This window comes from Sulfurivirga sp. (genome assembly GCF_015490265.1).
Lineage (GTDB): Bacteria > Pseudomonadota > Gammaproteobacteria > Thiomicrospirales > Thiomicrospiraceae > Sulfurivirga.
Genome location: NZ_WFYD01000053.1, coordinates 1 through 15,518, shown reverse-complemented (window position 1 = coordinate 15,518; position 15,518 = coordinate 1). Strand labels below are relative to the sequence as shown.

The 15,518-nt window shown below is 58.5% G+C and carries 12 protein-coding genes, 1 tRNA gene and 1 pseudogene; all 14 read left to right on the top strand.

Annotated features, from left to right (window positions below; genetic code table 11):
* Positions 1-216: pseudogene (gene tuf / locus F8K16_RS03680) on the top strand (elongation factor Tu); the annotation flags it as partial.
* A gap of 55 nt (positions 217-271) precedes the next feature.
* A tRNA-Trp gene (locus tag F8K16_RS03675) sits at positions 272-348 on the top strand.
* Between the two features lie 49 nt (positions 349-397).
* Complete coding sequence (gene secE, locus F8K16_RS03670) at positions 398-787, top strand: preprotein translocase subunit SecE (RefSeq protein WP_294947082.1); 390 nt, start codon at positions 398-400, stop codon at positions 785-787.
* Position 788: 1 nt separating this feature from the next.
* Entirely contained in the window at positions 789-1,322 is a 534-nt protein-coding gene (nusG, locus tag F8K16_RS03665; protein ID WP_294947079.1) for a transcription termination/antitermination protein NusG, read from the top strand.
* A gap of 60 nt (positions 1,323-1,382) precedes the next feature.
* Positions 1,383-1,814: a 50S ribosomal protein L11 gene (gene rplK, locus F8K16_RS03660; protein ID WP_294947076.1), complete on the top strand. Its 432-nt coding sequence runs from the start codon at positions 1,383-1,385 to the stop codon at positions 1,812-1,814.
* Positions 1,815-1,818: 4 nt separating this feature from the next.
* Positions 1,819-2,514 carry a 50S ribosomal protein L1 gene (rplA, locus tag F8K16_RS03655; protein WP_294947073.1) on the top strand — a complete coding sequence of 232 codons (696 nt, stop codon included), beginning with the start codon at positions 1,819-1,821 and terminating at the stop codon, positions 2,512-2,514.
* A gap of 174 nt (positions 2,515-2,688) precedes the next feature.
* Positions 2,689-3,216 carry a 50S ribosomal protein L10 gene (rplJ, locus tag F8K16_RS03650; protein ID WP_294947070.1) on the top strand — a complete coding sequence of 176 codons (528 nt, stop codon included), beginning with the start codon at positions 2,689-2,691 and terminating at the stop codon, positions 3,214-3,216.
* Positions 3,217-3,261: 45 nt separating this feature from the next.
* On the top strand, positions 3,262-3,648 hold the full coding sequence (gene rplL / locus F8K16_RS03645) for a 50S ribosomal protein L7/L12 (protein ID WP_294947067.1): 387 nt from the start codon (positions 3,262-3,264) through the stop codon (positions 3,646-3,648).
* 184 nt (positions 3,649-3,832) lie between these two features.
* Positions 3,833-7,897, top strand: a complete 4,065-nt coding sequence (gene rpoB / locus F8K16_RS03640; RefSeq protein ID WP_294947064.1) for a DNA-directed RNA polymerase subunit beta — start codon at positions 3,833-3,835, stop codon at positions 7,895-7,897.
* The gene (gene rpoC, locus F8K16_RS03635; RefSeq protein WP_294947062.1) at positions 7,894-12,108 is read left to right on the top strand and encodes a DNA-directed RNA polymerase subunit beta'; all 4,215 of its coding nucleotides are present in this window, start codon (positions 7,894-7,896) and stop codon (positions 12,106-12,108) included. Before rpoB ends, rpoC begins: the two co-directional genes overlap by 4 nt.
* A 128-nt stretch (positions 12,109-12,236) precedes the next feature.
* A complete protein-coding gene (gene rpsL, locus F8K16_RS03630; protein ID WP_294947059.1) occupies positions 12,237-12,611 on the top strand; it encodes a 30S ribosomal protein S12 in 375 nt (124 codons plus the stop codon).
* Positions 12,612-12,657: 46 nt separating this feature from the next.
* A complete protein-coding gene (rpsG, locus tag F8K16_RS03625) occupies positions 12,658-13,131 on the top strand; it encodes a 30S ribosomal protein S7 (RefSeq protein ID WP_294947056.1) in 474 nt (157 codons plus the stop codon).
* A gap of 89 nt (positions 13,132-13,220) precedes the next feature.
* Positions 13,221-15,326, top strand: coding sequence for an elongation factor G (gene fusA / locus F8K16_RS03620; RefSeq protein ID WP_294947053.1), 2,106 nt, complete (start codon positions 13,221-13,223; stop codon positions 15,324-15,326).
* Positions 15,327-15,367: 41 nt separating this feature from the next.
* A partial coding sequence (locus F8K16_RS03615; protein ID WP_294947085.1) for a GTP-binding protein occupies positions 15,368-15,518 on the top strand: 151 nt, incomplete at its 3' end.

The following is a 15,518-nucleotide window of genomic DNA, read 5'->3' as shown; positions in this document are numbered from 1 at the left end:
TTCAACGGCTATCGTCCGCAGTTCTACTTCCGCACCACCGACGTCACTGGCGAATGTCAGCTGCCCGAAGGTGTGGAAATGGTCATGCCTGGCGACAACGTACAGATGACCGTTGAACTGATTGCACCGATTGCCATGGACGAAGGTCTGCGTTTTGCGATCCGCGAAGGCGGTCGCACAGTCGGCGCAGGCGTAGTCTCAAAGGTGATTGAGTAATCATCGAGACTTGAAAAATTCCCGGGGGGCTGTTATAGTCCCCCGCTTTCCGTTCAGGGGTATAGCTCCAATTGGTAGAGCAGCGGATTCCAAATCCGCAGGTTGTAGGTTCGAATCCTACTGCCCCTGCCAGAATTCCTGACGACTTGCCCTGTGGCAAGTCGTTTTTTTGAAGGCGGATATGAGCAGTCAACACAAGGAAGTCAGCCAGCACGCAGGCAGTGGTACGGATACGGTCAAGCTGGTGCTGGGCATTGCCATTCTGGTCGGCGGTGTCGTCGGCTATTATGTGCTGGACCAGCTGCATCTGCTGGTGCGCGTGGGTATGGTGCTTGCCGCCGCAGGTGTTTCCGGTTATCTCGTCTATCTAACGGAAGTGGGACAGCGCGCCTGGCGCTTTCTGCAGGATACGCGCAAGGAGCTGCGGCTTGTCGTCTGGCCGACCCGGAAAGAGGTTGTCAATACTACGCTCATGATCATTGCCGTCGTGATCGTGATGGGCATCTTCCTGTGGCTGGTTGACATGTTCTTCCTGTGGCTCGTTGAGTGGCTGACAGGAAGTGGAGGCTGAGATGGCTAAGCGCTGGTATGTGGTGCATGCCTATTCCGGGCATGAAAACAAGGTCAAGGAAAAGCTGGAAGAGCGCATCAGGCTTGCGGGTCTGGATGACTATTTCGGTCGCATTCTCGTGCCGTCCGAAGAGGTGATTGAGGTTCGCGACGGCAAGAAGCGCAAGAGCGAACGCAAATTCTTCCCCGGCTATGTGCTGGTGGAGATGGAAATGAACGAGGACACTTGGCATTTGGTCAAGGATGTGCCGCAGGTGATGGGTTTCATCGGTGGCACGCCCGAGCGCCCGGCGCCCATTAGCCAGAAAGAGGTTGACCGCATCCTTCAGCGTGTCGAGGAAGTGGTTGACAAGCCGCGGCCGAAGGTGCTGTTCGAGCCGGGCGAGATGGTCCGTGTCATCGATGGGCCGTTTACGGACTTCGAGGCGGTCGTCGAGGGTGTCGACTACGACAAGAGCAAGCTGCAGGTGTCCGTGCTGATCTTTGGGCGCTCGACGCCCGTCGAACTGGATTTCTCTCAAGTAGAGAAGATCTGACGGCAGCGTGCCGTCGGAAGGGGAGCCGAAAGGCGTTAACAACCCACTAAGGAGCTCATCATGGCGAAGAAAGTAGAAGCCTATATCAAACTGCAGGTGCCGGCAGGCAATGCAAATCCGTCTCCGCCGGTAGGCCCCGCACTGGGTCAGCATGGCGTAAACATCATGGAGTTCTGCAAGGCGTTCAACGCCCAGACGCAGAACCTGGAAAAGGGCATGCCGGTGCCGGTTGTCATTACCGTCTATAACGACCGGTCCTTCACCTTCATCACCAAGACCCCGCCTGCATCCGTGCTGCTAAAGAAGGCGGCCGGCGTGCAGAAGGGCAGCAGTGTGCCCAATCTGGACAAGGTGGGCAAGGTGACCAAGGCGCAGATCAAGGAAATCGCAGAGACCAAGATGCCTGATCTGAACGCCAATGATATTGAAGCGGCCATGCGCATCATTGAGGGCTCAGCCCGCAGCATGGGCATTGACGTGGTGGAGGACTGAGACCATGGCAAAGCTGACCAAGAAGCAGAAACTGATCAAGGAAAAACTGGATCCGAGCCGCGTCTATCCTGCGGATGAGGCCTTCAAGCTGGTCAAGGAGTTTGCAACTGCCAAGTTTGACGAGTCTGTTGATGCGGCCATCCGTCTTGGCGTTGATCCGCGCAAATCCGACCAGGTGGTGCGCGGTGCGACCGTGCTGCCCCATGGCACCGGCAAGAGCGTCAAGGTGGCCGTGTTTACCGGTGATGCACAGGCTGAAGCCGCGAAAGCTGCCGGCGCGGACTATGTGGGCATGGAAGATCTCGCTGAGGAGATCAAGAAGGGCATGATGGACTTCGATGTGGTCATCGCCAGCCCGGATGCCATGCGCGTGGTCGGCCAGCTGGGGCAGATTCTCGGTCCCCGTGGTCTGATGCCCAACCCCAAGACGGGTACGGTCACACCCAATGTGGCCGAGGCGGTCAAAAATGCCAAGGCCGGCCAGGTGCGTTTCCGTGTTGACAAGGCGGGTATCGTTCATGCGCCGATCGGCAAGGCCTCCTTCACCGAGCAGCAGCTCAAGGAGAACCTGGAAGCGCTGATCTCGGATCTGAACAAGCTCAAACCTGCGTCGGCCAAGGGGCAGTACATCCGCAAGGTGGCCGTCAGCAGCACAATGGGTCCCGGCATCACCGTGGATCCGGCAAGTTTGGACGTCTGATCCGTAACTGGATCGGGCGATCGGGCTTCGGCCCGGCAGCCGAAAGGCTGCACCAGTGCGATTGGGATTTCTCCTGCTAAGGAAGAGACCCATCGCAGACCATAGGTGCCCCGGGCGGGGCTTAAATGATCGGCCTATGCAGATGGAGAGGCGCAAGCCTCGAATGGAGGTTATATGGCTCTGAAACTCGAAGATAAGAAGCGCATCGTCGAGGAGGTGCATGCTCTGGTGGAGAGCGCCTACTCGGTGGTGGCGGCTGAATATCGCGGGTTGACAGTGGAGCAGATGACCCAGTTGCGTCGTCAGGCGCGTGAAGCCGGCGTGGTTGTGCGTGTCGTCAAGAACACCTTGGCCCGCCGTGCCCTGCAGGACACCCAGTTTGAGGACATGGGTGAGCATCTTGTAGGTCCGCTGGTGCTGTTGATCTCGACTGAAGATCCCGGTTCCGCGGCACGCATCGTCAAGAACTTCCGCAAGGAGGTCAAGGAGCTCGAGCCGAAGGTGCTGTCCATCGGCAAGGGCGCCATGCCTGGCGAGCAGCTGGATGCCGTCGCATCCCTGCCGACCTACGAAGAGGCAATCAGCAAGCTGCTGTACGTGATGAAGGCCCCGGTGGAGAAGTTTGCGCGTACGCTCAACGAGGTCCCCGGCAAGCTGGTTCGTACCGTGGCTGCGATCAAGGACGCGAAAGAAGCGGCCTGATTTGCAAAACCGTTTTAATTTACTGCTTAGTTAGGAGAAATCATCATGGCAGAACTGACCAAAGACGATATTCTGGAAGCGATCGCCAACATGTCCGTCATGGAGGTTGTTGAGCTGGTTGAGGCAATGGAAGAGAAGTTCGGCGTATCCGCTGCTGCTGCCGCGGTGGCTGTTGCTGCGCCGGGTGCTGCTGGCGGTGACGCTGGTGGTGCTGAAGAGAAGACTGAGTTCGATGTGGTGCTGAAGTCTGCCGGTGGCAACAAGGTTGCCGCCATCAAGGCCGTACGCGCCATCACCGGCCTGGGTCTGAAGGAAGCCAAGGAAGCGGTCGAGTCTGCTCCGACCGTTCTGAAGGAAGGTGTTTCCAAGGAAGAAGCCGAGGAAATCAAGAAGCAGCTTGAAGAAGCAGGTGCTGAAGCCGAGATCAAGTGATCCGGCTTGCAGAGCTGCTTCGGCAGCAGCGAAAGGCTGGCGGTTGACCGCCGGCCTTTTCGTGCTTGAAGACACATCAAACCGATGGTGGCAAGGCGCTATCGGTTTGATGTGTTGCCGTCTCTGACAGTGCGGTGATGACAAGAACCAATCCGTTCATCGTAAGCGAGTCCTCGAGGTAAAAATGGCCTACTCTCTGACTGAAAAGAAGCGTATCCGCAAGAACTTTGGCAAACGTCCCGCCATTCTGGGCGTTCCCTATCTGCTGTCACTGCAAAAAGAGTCGTACGGGGATTTTCTGCAGAAGGATGTGCCGCCGGCCGAGCGCAAGGAGGTCGGTCTGCAGGCGGCATTCAAGTCCATCTTTCCGATCAAGGGTGTGGCCGGTACGGCCGACCTTGAATTCGTCAGTTATGAAATCGGTCAGCCCGAATTCGACGTGCGCGAGTGCAAGCTGCGCGGCGTGACCTATGATGCACCCCTGCGCGTGACCATGCGCGTCGTGGTCTATGACAAGGATTCCGGACCAGTCGGCAAGCGCAAGGTCAAGGACGTGCGTGAACAGGTCGTCTATCTCGGCAATGTGCCGCTGATGACCGAAACCGGCACCTTTGTCATCAACGGCACCGAGCGGGTCATCGTCACTCAGCTGCACCGCTCGCCCGGTGTCGTCTTCGATAGTGACAAGGGCAAGACCAACAGCTCCGGCAAGGTGCTGTTCAATGCGCGCATCATTCCCTACCGGGGTTCCTGGCTGGATTTCGAGTTCGACCAGAATGACCTGGTCTACGCCCGCATCGACCGCCGCCGCAAGCTGCCGGTGACCGTGCTGCTGCGTGCCATGGGCTACACCAACGAGCAGATGCTCGAAATGTTTTTCGACATGACCACGCTCAAGGTCGAGAAGGGCGGGTTCAAGCTCAAGGTGGATCCTGAGCAGCTCAAGGGCAAGGCCTTCGACTTCGATCTTGAGGTGGATGGCAAGGTGTTGCTCAAGGCAGGTCGCAAGGTGACTTCCCGCACCGTCAAGCAGCTTAAGGAGGCGGGTGTCGAGTGGATCGACGTGCCTGAAACCTATGTGTTTGGCAAGGTCCTGGCGAAGGATCTGGTCGATCCCAAGACCGGTGAGATTCTCGCGGCGGCCAACAGCGTCATTACGCCTGAGGTGCTGGAGCACCTGCGCGAGCTGGGCGACGGTGAATTCCATGTGCTGTATGTGGACGAGCTGGAAGCCGGAGATTACATTTCCCGGACGCTGGCGGCCGATCATACGACTTCTCAGCTTGAGGCCCAAGTCGAAATCTACCGCATGATGCGTCCCGGCGAGCCGCCGACCAAGGAAACGGCCGAGCAGCTGTTCAACGAGCTGTTCTTCTCCGAAGAGCGCTATGACCTCTCTGCCGTCGGCCGCATGAAACTCAATCGCCGTCTCGGTCGGGATACGGACGAAGGTCCGCGTGTGCTGACGCACGAGGACATCATCGATGTGGTGCGTGAGCTGATCAATATCCGTAACGGTCTGAGCACGACCGATGATATCGATACGCTGGGCAACCGTCGCATCCGTGCCGTGGGCGAGATGGCGGAAAACGCCTTCCGCGTCGGTCTCGTGCGTGTTGAGCGCGCTGTCAAGGAACGCCTCAACAATGCCGAGAGCGAAGGCCTCATGCCGCAGGATCTGGTCAACGCCAAGCCTGTGGCGGCTGCGGTCAAGGAGTTTTTCGGCTCCAGCCAGCTGTCCCAGTTCATGGATCAGGTCAACCCGCTGTCGGAAATCACCCACAAGCGCCGTGTCTCCGCGCTTGGCCCGGGCGGCCTGACCCGCGAGCGCGCCGGCTTTGAGGTGCGGGATGTTCACCCGACTCACTATGGCCGCCTGTGTCCGATCGAAACGCCGGAAGGTCCCAATATCGGTCTGATCAACACCTTGGCGGTTTATGCGCGCACCAATGAGTATGGTTTCCTAGAGACGCCTTACCGCAAGGTGGTAGATGGCAAGGTGACCGACGAGATTCATTACATCTCGGCCATTGATGAGGCGCAGTATGTCATTGCCCAGGCCAATGTGCCGCTGGATGAAGAGGGTCGGATCAAGGATGAGCTGGTGTCCGCGCGCCACAAGAACGAGTTCACGCTCGCGTCTGCCAAGGATGTGGACTACATGGACATCGCACCGCAGCAGATCGTATCCGTTGCGGCGTCGCTGATTCCGTTCCTCGAGCACGATGACGCCAACCGTGCCCTGATGGGATCCAACATGCAGCGGCAGGCGGTACCCACCGTCCGCGCAGACAAGCCGCTGGTGGGTACGGGCATGGAGCGTCGCGTGGCCATCGATTCAGGCGTGACTGTGGTGGCGAAGCGCGGTGGTGTCGTAGTGTCGGCCGATGCCGAGCGTATTGTCGTACGGGTCAATGAGGAAGAAATCGGCGAAGGCGAAACTGGTGTCGATATCTACAACCTGGTCAAGTATCAGCGTTCCAACCAGAACACGTGCATGAACCAGCGCCCCATCGTCAAGGCGGGCGACACCATTGCCAAAGGAGATGTGCTGGCCGATGGACCGTCCACCGATCTGGGTGAGCTGGCGCTGGGACAGAACATGCGCGTCGCCTTCGTTCCTTGGAATGGTTACAACTTCGAAGACTCCATCCTCATCTCCGAACGGGTGGTGCAGGAAGATCGCTATACCACCATCCACATCGAGGAGCTGACCTGTCTGGCCCGCGATACCAAGCTGGGGCCGGAGGAAATTACTGCGGACATCCCCAATGTCAGTGAGCATGCACTGGCCAAGCTGGATGAGGCTGGCATCATCTACGTGGGTGCACAGGTCAAGCAGGGCGACATTCTCGTGGGCAAGGTGACGCCAAAGGGTGAACAGCAGCTGACCCCTGAAGAAAAGTTGCTGCGTGCCATCTTTGGCGAGAAGGCTTCCGACGTCAAGGACACCTCGCTGCGTGTGCCAAAGGGTGTGGAAGGCACCGTCATTGATGTGCAGGTGTTCACCCGTGAAGGCATCAAGCTGGACAGCCGTGCCAAGGCCATCCGCGAGGAGCAGCTGAAGAAGATCCGTGATGACATCGAGGTGCAGTACCGCATTCTCGAAGATGACGTCTATGACCGGATCGAAAAGCTGATCCTCAACAAGCAGCTGGTCGGCGGCAAGAAGGTCACCAAAAAGCTGCTGGCAGACACGCCGCGCGAGAAGTGGTTTGATTTGGAGCTGAGCAACGAAAGTCTCGTGCGTCAGCTGGAGGGGCTGCAGCAGCAGCTGGCCGACAAGCGCAAGGAGCTGGATGACTTCTACGAGGAGAAGCGCAAGAAGCTGACGCAGGGCGATGAGCTGCCCCCAGGCGTTTCCAAGATGGTCAAGGTCTATGTGGCCATGAAGCGTCGCATCCAGCCGGGTGACAAGATGGCCGGTCGTCACGGTAACAAGGGTGTCATCTCCCGCATCGCGCCGGTTGAGGACATGCCCTTTGACGAGAACGGTCAACCGGTGGACATCTGTCTCAACCCGCTGGGTGTGCCGTCCCGCATGAACGTGGGCCAGATTCTGGAAACCCACCTGGGGCTGGCTGCCAAAGGGCTGGGTGACAAGATCAACGCCATGCTGGAACAGCAGCGTGCCGTGGCCGAGCTGCGGGAATTCCTCAAGAAAATTTACAACGAGACCGAAGGACAGAGCGAGAACCTCGACGGTCTGTCCGATGAGGAAATTCTCGAACTGGCACACAACCTGAAGGATGGGGTGCCCATGGCATCCCCCGTGTTTGACGGCGCTTCCGAGGCGCAGATCAAGAGGCTGCTCAAACTGGCGGATCTGCCGGAAACTGGCCAGATGACACTCTATGACGGTCGCACCGGCCAGAAGTTCGACCGCCCGGTTACCGTGGGTTACATGTACATGCTCAAACTCAACCACCTGGTTGATGACAAGATGCATGCACGCTCCACCGGGCCTTACAGCCTGGTCACCCAGCAGCCGCTGGGTGGTAAGGCGCAGTTTGGCGGTCAGCGTTTCGGCGAGATGGAGGTGTGGGCACTGGAGGCTTACGGTGCTGCCTTCACCCTTCAGGAAATGCTGACGGTCAAGTCGGACGACCTGACGGGCCGTACGCGCATGTACAAGAACATTGTGGATGGCAATCAATACATGGAGCCCGGCATGCCTGAGTCCTTCAGCGTGCTGCGCAAGGAGATCCGGGCCCTGGGTATTGATATCGAACTGGAGCAAGACAAATGAAAGAGCTGATCGGATTCCTGCAAAACCAGAAAAGCACTACCGATTTTGACGCCATCCGCGTCAGCCTGGCCTCACCGGAGAAGATCCGCTCCTGGTCCTATGGCGAGGTGAAAAAGCCGGAGACCATCAACTACCGCACTTTCAAGCCGGAGCGGGATGGACTTTTCTGCGCCAAGATCTTCGGCCCGATCCGCGATTACGAGTGCCTGTGCGGCAAGTACAAGCGTCTCAAGCACCGTGGCGTCATTTGTGAGAAGTGCGGTGTCGAGGTGACGCAGGCCAAGGTGCGTCGTGAGCGCATGGGTCATATCGAGCTGGCCGCTCCCGTCGCCCACATCTGGTTCCTCAAGTCGCTGCCCTCCCGCATCGGCCTGATGCTTGACATGACGCTGAAGGAAATCGAGGCCGTGCTCTATTTCGAGGCCTTCATGGTCGTCGATCCGGGGTTGACGCCGTTCGAACCGTGGCAGCTGCTTACGGAAGAGGAGTACTTGGACGCACTGGAAGAGTACGGCGATGAATTCGAGGCGCTGATGGGGGCCGAAGCCATCAAGCGTCGCCTGGAGGCCATTGATCTGCAGGCCGAGGCGGAAAAGCTTCGTCAGGAGATGGCCGAAACCAACTCCCAGACCAAGCAGAAGAAGATTGCCAAGCGGCTCAAGCTGATCGAAGCCTTCATCCAGTCCGGCAACCGTCCCGAGTGGATGATTCTCGAGGTGCTGCCGGTGCTGCCGCCAGACCTGCGTCCGCTGGTGCCCTTGGACGGCGGCCGTTTTGCCACCTCTGACCTGAACGATCTGTATCGCCGGGTCATCAACCGCAACAATCGTCTGAAGCGGCTGCTGGACCTGATGGCACCGGACATTATCGTGCGCAACGAGAAGCGCATGCTGCAGGAGGCGGTGGACTCCCTGCTGGACAATGGCCGTCGCGGGCGTGCGGTCACCGGTACCAACAAGCGTCAGCTCAAGTCCCTGGCGGACATGATCAAGGGCAAACAGGGTCGCTTCCGTCAGAATCTGCTGGGCAAGCGGGTGGACTATTCCGGCCGCTCCGTCATCGTAGTCGGACCGACACTGAAGCTGCATCAGTGCGGCCTGCCGAAACTGATGGCGCTGGAGCTGTTCAAACCCTTCATCTACAGCAAGCTGCTTAAGCAGGGTCATGCGCCGACGATCAAGGCGGCCAAGAAGATGGTGGAAAACGAAGAGCCGGCAGTATGGGAGGCGCTCGACAGCGTCATCCGCGAGCATCCTGTGCTGCTCAACCGTGCGCCGACCCTGCACCGCCTCGGCATTCAGGCCTTTGAGCCGGTGCTGATCGAGGGCAAGGCGATCCAGCTGCACCCGCTGGTCTGTACCGCCTTCAATGCCGACTTCGACGGTGACCAGATGGCCGTGCATGTACCGCTGTCGCTGGAGGCGCAGCTGGAGGCCCGGGCACTGATGATGTCCACCAACAACCTGCTGTCACCCGCCAACGGGGATCCGATCATTGTGCCGTCGCAGGATGTGGTTCTGGGGCTCTACTACATGACCCGTGAACGCATCAATGCGCCGGGTGAAGGCAAGTACTTCGCCAACTGGCGGGATGTCGAGCATGCGCTGGAGGCGGGTGTCGTAACGCTGCATACCCGAATCAAGCTGCGGGTGCAGGAGGTAGTGCGCAATGAGGACGGTACCACCGAAGAGCGCAACGGCATGGTGGATACCACCGCCGGTCGTGCACTGCTGAAGAAGATTCTGCCGGAAGGCCTGAGCTTCGATCTGGTCAACTGCAACCTGACCAAGAAGAACATTTCCCGGCTGCTCAATACCTGCTACCGGGTGCTTGGGCCGAAGGAAACCGTCGTCTTTGCCGACCAGCTGATGTACATGGGCTTCCGTCAGTCCACGCTGGCCGGCATGTCTTTCGCCGTCGATGATATGGTCATCCCCAAGGCCAAGGCAGAGATTCTCGCCAAGGCCGAGGAGCAGGTGAAGGAAATCCAGCGACAGTATGAGCAGGGTCTGGTAACTGAGGGCGAGCGCTATAACAAGGTCATCGACATCTGGTCCCACGCCAACGAGTTGGTCACCAAGGCCATGATGGAGGAGATTCAGTGGGAGACGGTGAAGGACAAGGATGGTAATGACGTCCGTCAGCTTTCCTTCAACTCCATCTTCATGATGGCCGACTCTGGCGCCCGAGGCAGTGTGGCGCAGATGCGCCAGCTGGGTGGCATGCGTGGTCTGATGGCCAAGCCTGACGGCTCCATCATCGAAACACCCATCACGGCGAACTTCCGTGAAGGGCTGAACGTTCTGCAGTACTTCATTTCTACCCACGGTGCCCGCAAGGGTCTGGCAGATACGGCACTGAAGACGGCCAACTCCGGTTATCTGACACGTCGTCTGGTGGATGTCTCCCAGGATGTGGTGGTCACCGAGGAAGACTGCGGCACGGAACAGGGCATCGAGCTGCATGCGCTCATAGAAGGCGGGGACGTGGTCGAGCCGCTGCGTGACCGGGTGCTGGGGCGCGTGACCGCAGAGGATGTGCGCCTCGCCGATGGCACCCTGCTGGCTGAAAAGGGCACGCTGATCGATGAAAAGCTGGCGCAGAGGCTTGATGAGAGTGGGGTATACAGCATCAAGGTGCGTTCGCCCATTACCTGTGAGTCCCGCATCGGCGTGTGCCGCCAGTGCTATGGGCGGGATCTGGCCCGTGGCCATCTGGTCAATCTGGGCGAGGCCGTGGGCGTCATGGCCGCTCAGTCCATCGGTGAGCCGGGCACGCAGCTGACCATGCGGACCTTCCACATCGGTGGTACGGCTTCCAAGGCGGCTGCCCAGAGCCATGTGGAGGTCAAGCACAAGGGTCTGGTCAAGTTCAATGCCATGAAGACCGTTACCAACCGTGAAGGGCAGGAAATCGTCCTGACCCGTAACGGAGAGGTGGTCATCACGGACGAGAACGGCCGTGAGCGCGAACGCTACAAGCTGCCTTTCGGTGCCGTGCTGGAAGTGAAGGAAGGGCAGGAGGTTGAATCCGGAACGGTCATTGCACAGTGGGATCCTCACACCCACCCGATCATCTCCGAAGTGACCGGCAAGGTGGAGTTCGTGAACTTCGACGGTGCCGTGGATGAGCGTGTCGACGAGCTGACCGGCTTGGTTACCCGTGTGGTGCGTCCCCTGAAGGACCGTCAGAACAAGGACGAGCGCCCCTACATCCGTCTGGTAGACGAGCAGGGCGAAGAGGTCTGTCTGCCCGGCACCAAGACACCGGCGCATTTCATTCTGCCGGAAAATGCGACCGTGACCGTGCAGGAAGGAGATGAGGTTGAGCCGGGCGATGTACTGGCCCGTGTGCCGCAGGAAACTTCCAAGACGCGAGACATTACCGGTGGTCTGCCGCGCGTTGCGGATCTGTTCGAGGCTCGTCAGCCGAAAGAGCCCGCCATCATGGCAGAGATTTCCGGTGTGGTAAGCTTCGGCAAGGAAACCAAGGGCAAGAACCGCATCGTCATCTCGCCTGAGAAAGGTGAACCGGTCGAAATTCTTGTGCCCAAGTGGCGCACGATCAGCGTGTTCGAAGGTGAGCGTGTCGAAAAAGGCGACATACTGGTCGACGGCGCGCCCAACCCGCATGACATCCTGCGGCTGCTGGGTGTCGGCAAGCTGACCGAGTACATCGTCAATGAAGTGCAGGATGTGTATCGCCTGCAGGGCGTCAAGATCAACGACAAGCACATCGAGACCGTCGTGCGGCAGATGTTGCGCAAGGTTGAGATTGTCGAACCGGGTGACTCCGGCCTGATCAAGGGAGACCAAGTGGAGTATGCCCGTGTGCTCGAGCTCAATGAAAAGCTTGAGGCCGAAGGGAAGCAGCCGGCGAAATTCCAGCGTATTCTGCTGGGTATCACCAAAGCGGCGCTGGCAACCGAGTCCTTCATCTCTGCCGCGTCCTTCCAGGAGACCACACGCGTGCTGACCGAAGCAGCAGTCAGCGGCAAGCGTGATGAGCTGGTCGGCCTGAAGGAAAACGTAATCGTCGGTCGTCTGATTCCTGCCGGCACGGGCTTTGCCTACCACAAGCTGCGTCGCGAAGCGGCGCGCCGTGCCGAGGAAGAGATCAAGCTGTTCATGCAGCAGCAGTTCAGCGAAGTTGAGGAGGTCGATGAAGAGGTTGTTGATGCGCTGGAAGAGGCAGAGCACTCCGACAGCTGAATCAATGACTTATGGTTGACAGAGGTGGGGGGCGCGGATAGAATTCCACGCTCCCTGATAACAACAGGCGCCACCGGCGTCTGAGTATCCTCCCCGTATGGGGCCAACTAGCATGGAGAAGTCGCTACATGGCAACGATCAATCAGCTTGTGCGTAAACCTCGCAAGCAGAAAAAGGCCAAATCCAAGGTGCCCGCACTGCAGGCCTGCCCGCAGCGCCGTGGTGTATGCACCCGTGTCTATACCACCACACCTAAAAAGCCCAACTCCGCCCTGCGAAAAGTCGCACGTGTGCGTCTGACCAGCGGTTACGAGGTGACCACCTATATCGGCGGTGAGGGGCACAATCTGCAGGAACACAGTGTCATTCTGATCCGCGGCGGTCGTGTAAAGGATCTGCCGGGTGTGCGCTACCACACCATTCGCGGTGCGCTGGACTGTGCCGGCGTGGAAAAACGCCGTCAGGGTCGTTCCAAGTATGGTGCCAAGCGGCCCAAGAGCTGAGATCGGCGCGCTGGTCAACCGTTGAACTGATATAGGAAGCATAAGAATGGCACGTAGAAAAAGAGCTGAAAAACGACAGATTCTGCCGGATCCGAAGTTTGGAGACGTGACGCTGGCGAAGTTCGTCAATGTTGTCATGAAGGATGGCAAGAAATCCATCGCCGAAAAGATTGTCTATGGCGCACTGGAAGCCGTAGCAGAGCGCAAGAAGCGTGACGACCATGTAGCCATCCTCAAGGAGGCGCTTGAGAATGTCGGGCCGATGGTTGAGGTCAAATCCCGTCGCGTCGGGGGGGCTACCTATCAGGTGCCCGTTGAGGTGCGTCCGGACCGTCGCATGGCGCTGGCCATGCGCTGGATCGTTGAAGCAGCGCGCAAGCGGGGTGAGAAGGGCATGATGCTCCGTCTTGCCGGTGAGTTGGGTGACGCCATCGAAAACCGCGGCGCTGCCGTGAAGAAGAAAGAAGATACGCACCGCATGGCGGAAGCCAACAAGGCGTTCTCTCACTTCCGCTGGTAATGGCTGGCGTGATCTGAACGGGAAAACTGGCACTTGCCCCGCATGGGGCATTTGCCGTATCTGGAAAACTGAAAAGAAGGTTAGAAACCGTGGCAAGACAGACTCCTATCGAGCGTTACCGTAATGTGGGCATCATGGCGCACATTGACGCCGGCAAGACCACAACAACCGAGCGTATCCTGTTTTATACAGGTGTGTCTCACAAGATCGGTGAGGTACATGATGGTGCGGCAACCATGGACTGGATGGAGCAGGAGCAGGAGCGTGGCATCACCATCACCTCGGCTGCGACCACCTGCTTCTGGACCGGCATGGCCAATCAGTTCCCTCAGCATCGCATCAATATCATCGACACCCCGGGACACGTGGATTTCACCATCGAGGTGGAGCGTTCTCTGCGTGTGCTTGACGGTGCAGTTGCGGTTTTCTGTGCCGTAGGCGGTGTTGAACCCCAGTCAGAAACCGTCTGGCGTCAGGCCAACAAGTATGGCGTGCCGCGCATGGCTTTCGTCAACAAGATGGACCGTGCCGGTGCCAACTTCCTGCGTGTAGTCGAACAGGTCAAGACGCGCCTGGGCGCCAACCCCGTGCCCGTTCAGCTGCCTATCGGGGCTGAAGACAGCTTCGAGGGGGTTGTTGACCTCATCAAGATGAAGGCGATTATCTGGGATGAGGAGAGCATGGGCACCAAGTTCGAGTATGGTGACATTCCCGCTGACATGGTGGATCAGTGTCAGGAGTACCATGAGCAGCTGGTCGAGTCTGCGGCCGAAGCAAACGAAGAGCTCATGAACAAGTACCTCGAAGAAGGTGAGCTGAGCGAAGAAGAGATCAAGCAGGGTCTGCGCCAGCGCTGCATCGCCAACGAGATTGTGCCCATGTTCTGCGGCTCCGCCTTCAAGAACAAGGGTGTACAGGCTGTGCTGGACGGCATTATCGAATACCTGCCGTCCCCGGTTGACATCCCGCCGGTAGAGGGTATCAATCCCGACACTGAAGAGCCTGAAGTTCGTCACGCTTCAGATGATGAGCCGTTTTCTGCGCTGGCCTTCAAGATCATGACCGACCCGTTTGTGGGTACGCTGACTTTCTTCCGCAGCTATTCTGGTGTCGTCAATTCAGGCGAGACAGTCTGGAACTCTACCAAGGCCAAGCGTGAGCGTATCGGCCGCCTGCTGCAGATGCACGCCAACCACCGTGATGAGATCAAGGAGGTTCGTGCAGGGGATATTGCCTGTGCGGTGGGTCTGAAGGATGTTACGACCGGTGACACCCTGTGTGATCCGGATCACAAGATCGTGCTGGAGCGCATGGAGTTTCCTGAGCCGGTAATCTCCGTTGCGGTTGAGCCCAAGACCAAGGCTGACCAGGAAAAAATGGGCATTGCGCTGCAGAAGCTGGCGCAGGAGGACCCCTCATTCCGTGTTCATACGGATGAGGAGACTGGGCAGACCATCATTTCCGGCATGGGTGAGCTGCACCTCGACATCATCGTTGACCGCATGAAGCGCGAATTCAAGGTCGAGGCCAATGTGGGCGCCCCGCAGGTGTCCTACCGTGAGGCCATTCGCCAACCCGTCGAGGCGGAAGGGAAGTTCGTGCGCCAGTCCGGTGGTCGTGGACAGTATGGTCACGTCAAGGTGCGCTTCGAGCCTCTGCCCCAAGGTTCCGGCTTCGAGTTCGAGAATGCCATTGTCGGCGGCGTGGTTCCGAAAGACTATATTCCGGCGGTTGAAAAGGGTATTCAGGAGCAGCTGGAAGCCGGTGTTCTGGCGGGCTACCCCGTCGTTGACGTCAAGGCGACGCTCTTTGACGGCTCCTATCACGAGGTGGACTCCAACGAAACCGCTTTCCGTGTCGCGGCCAGCATGGCGGTCAAGGATGGCGTCATGAAAGCCAATCCGGCCATTCTGGAGCCGATCATGGCCGTAGAGGTCGTCACGCCTGAGGAGTACATGGGTGATGTGATCGGTGACCTCAACCGTCGCCGTGGCATGGTGCAGAGCATGGAAGATGCTCCGGTCGGCAAGCTGGTCAAGGCTGAAGTGCCGCTGGCCGAGATGTTTGGTTATGCCACTCAGCTGCGCTCCCTGACCCAGGGCCGCGCCAGCTATACTATGCAGTTTGAGAAATACGCCGAAGCACCGGCCAATATTCAGGAAGAGATCATCGCCAAATCCAAGAAGGGCGCCTGATCAACCGTTTTTGATTTATTGCTAACGAGAGGTAATGCAACATGGCAAAGGAAAAGTTTGAACGCACGAAGCCGCACGTAAACGTGGGCACCATTGGGCACGTAGACCACGGCAAGACCACCCTGACAGCAGCGTTGACCATCGTTCAGGGCAAGAAGTTCGGTGGCGAAGCCAAGGCCTACGACCAGATCG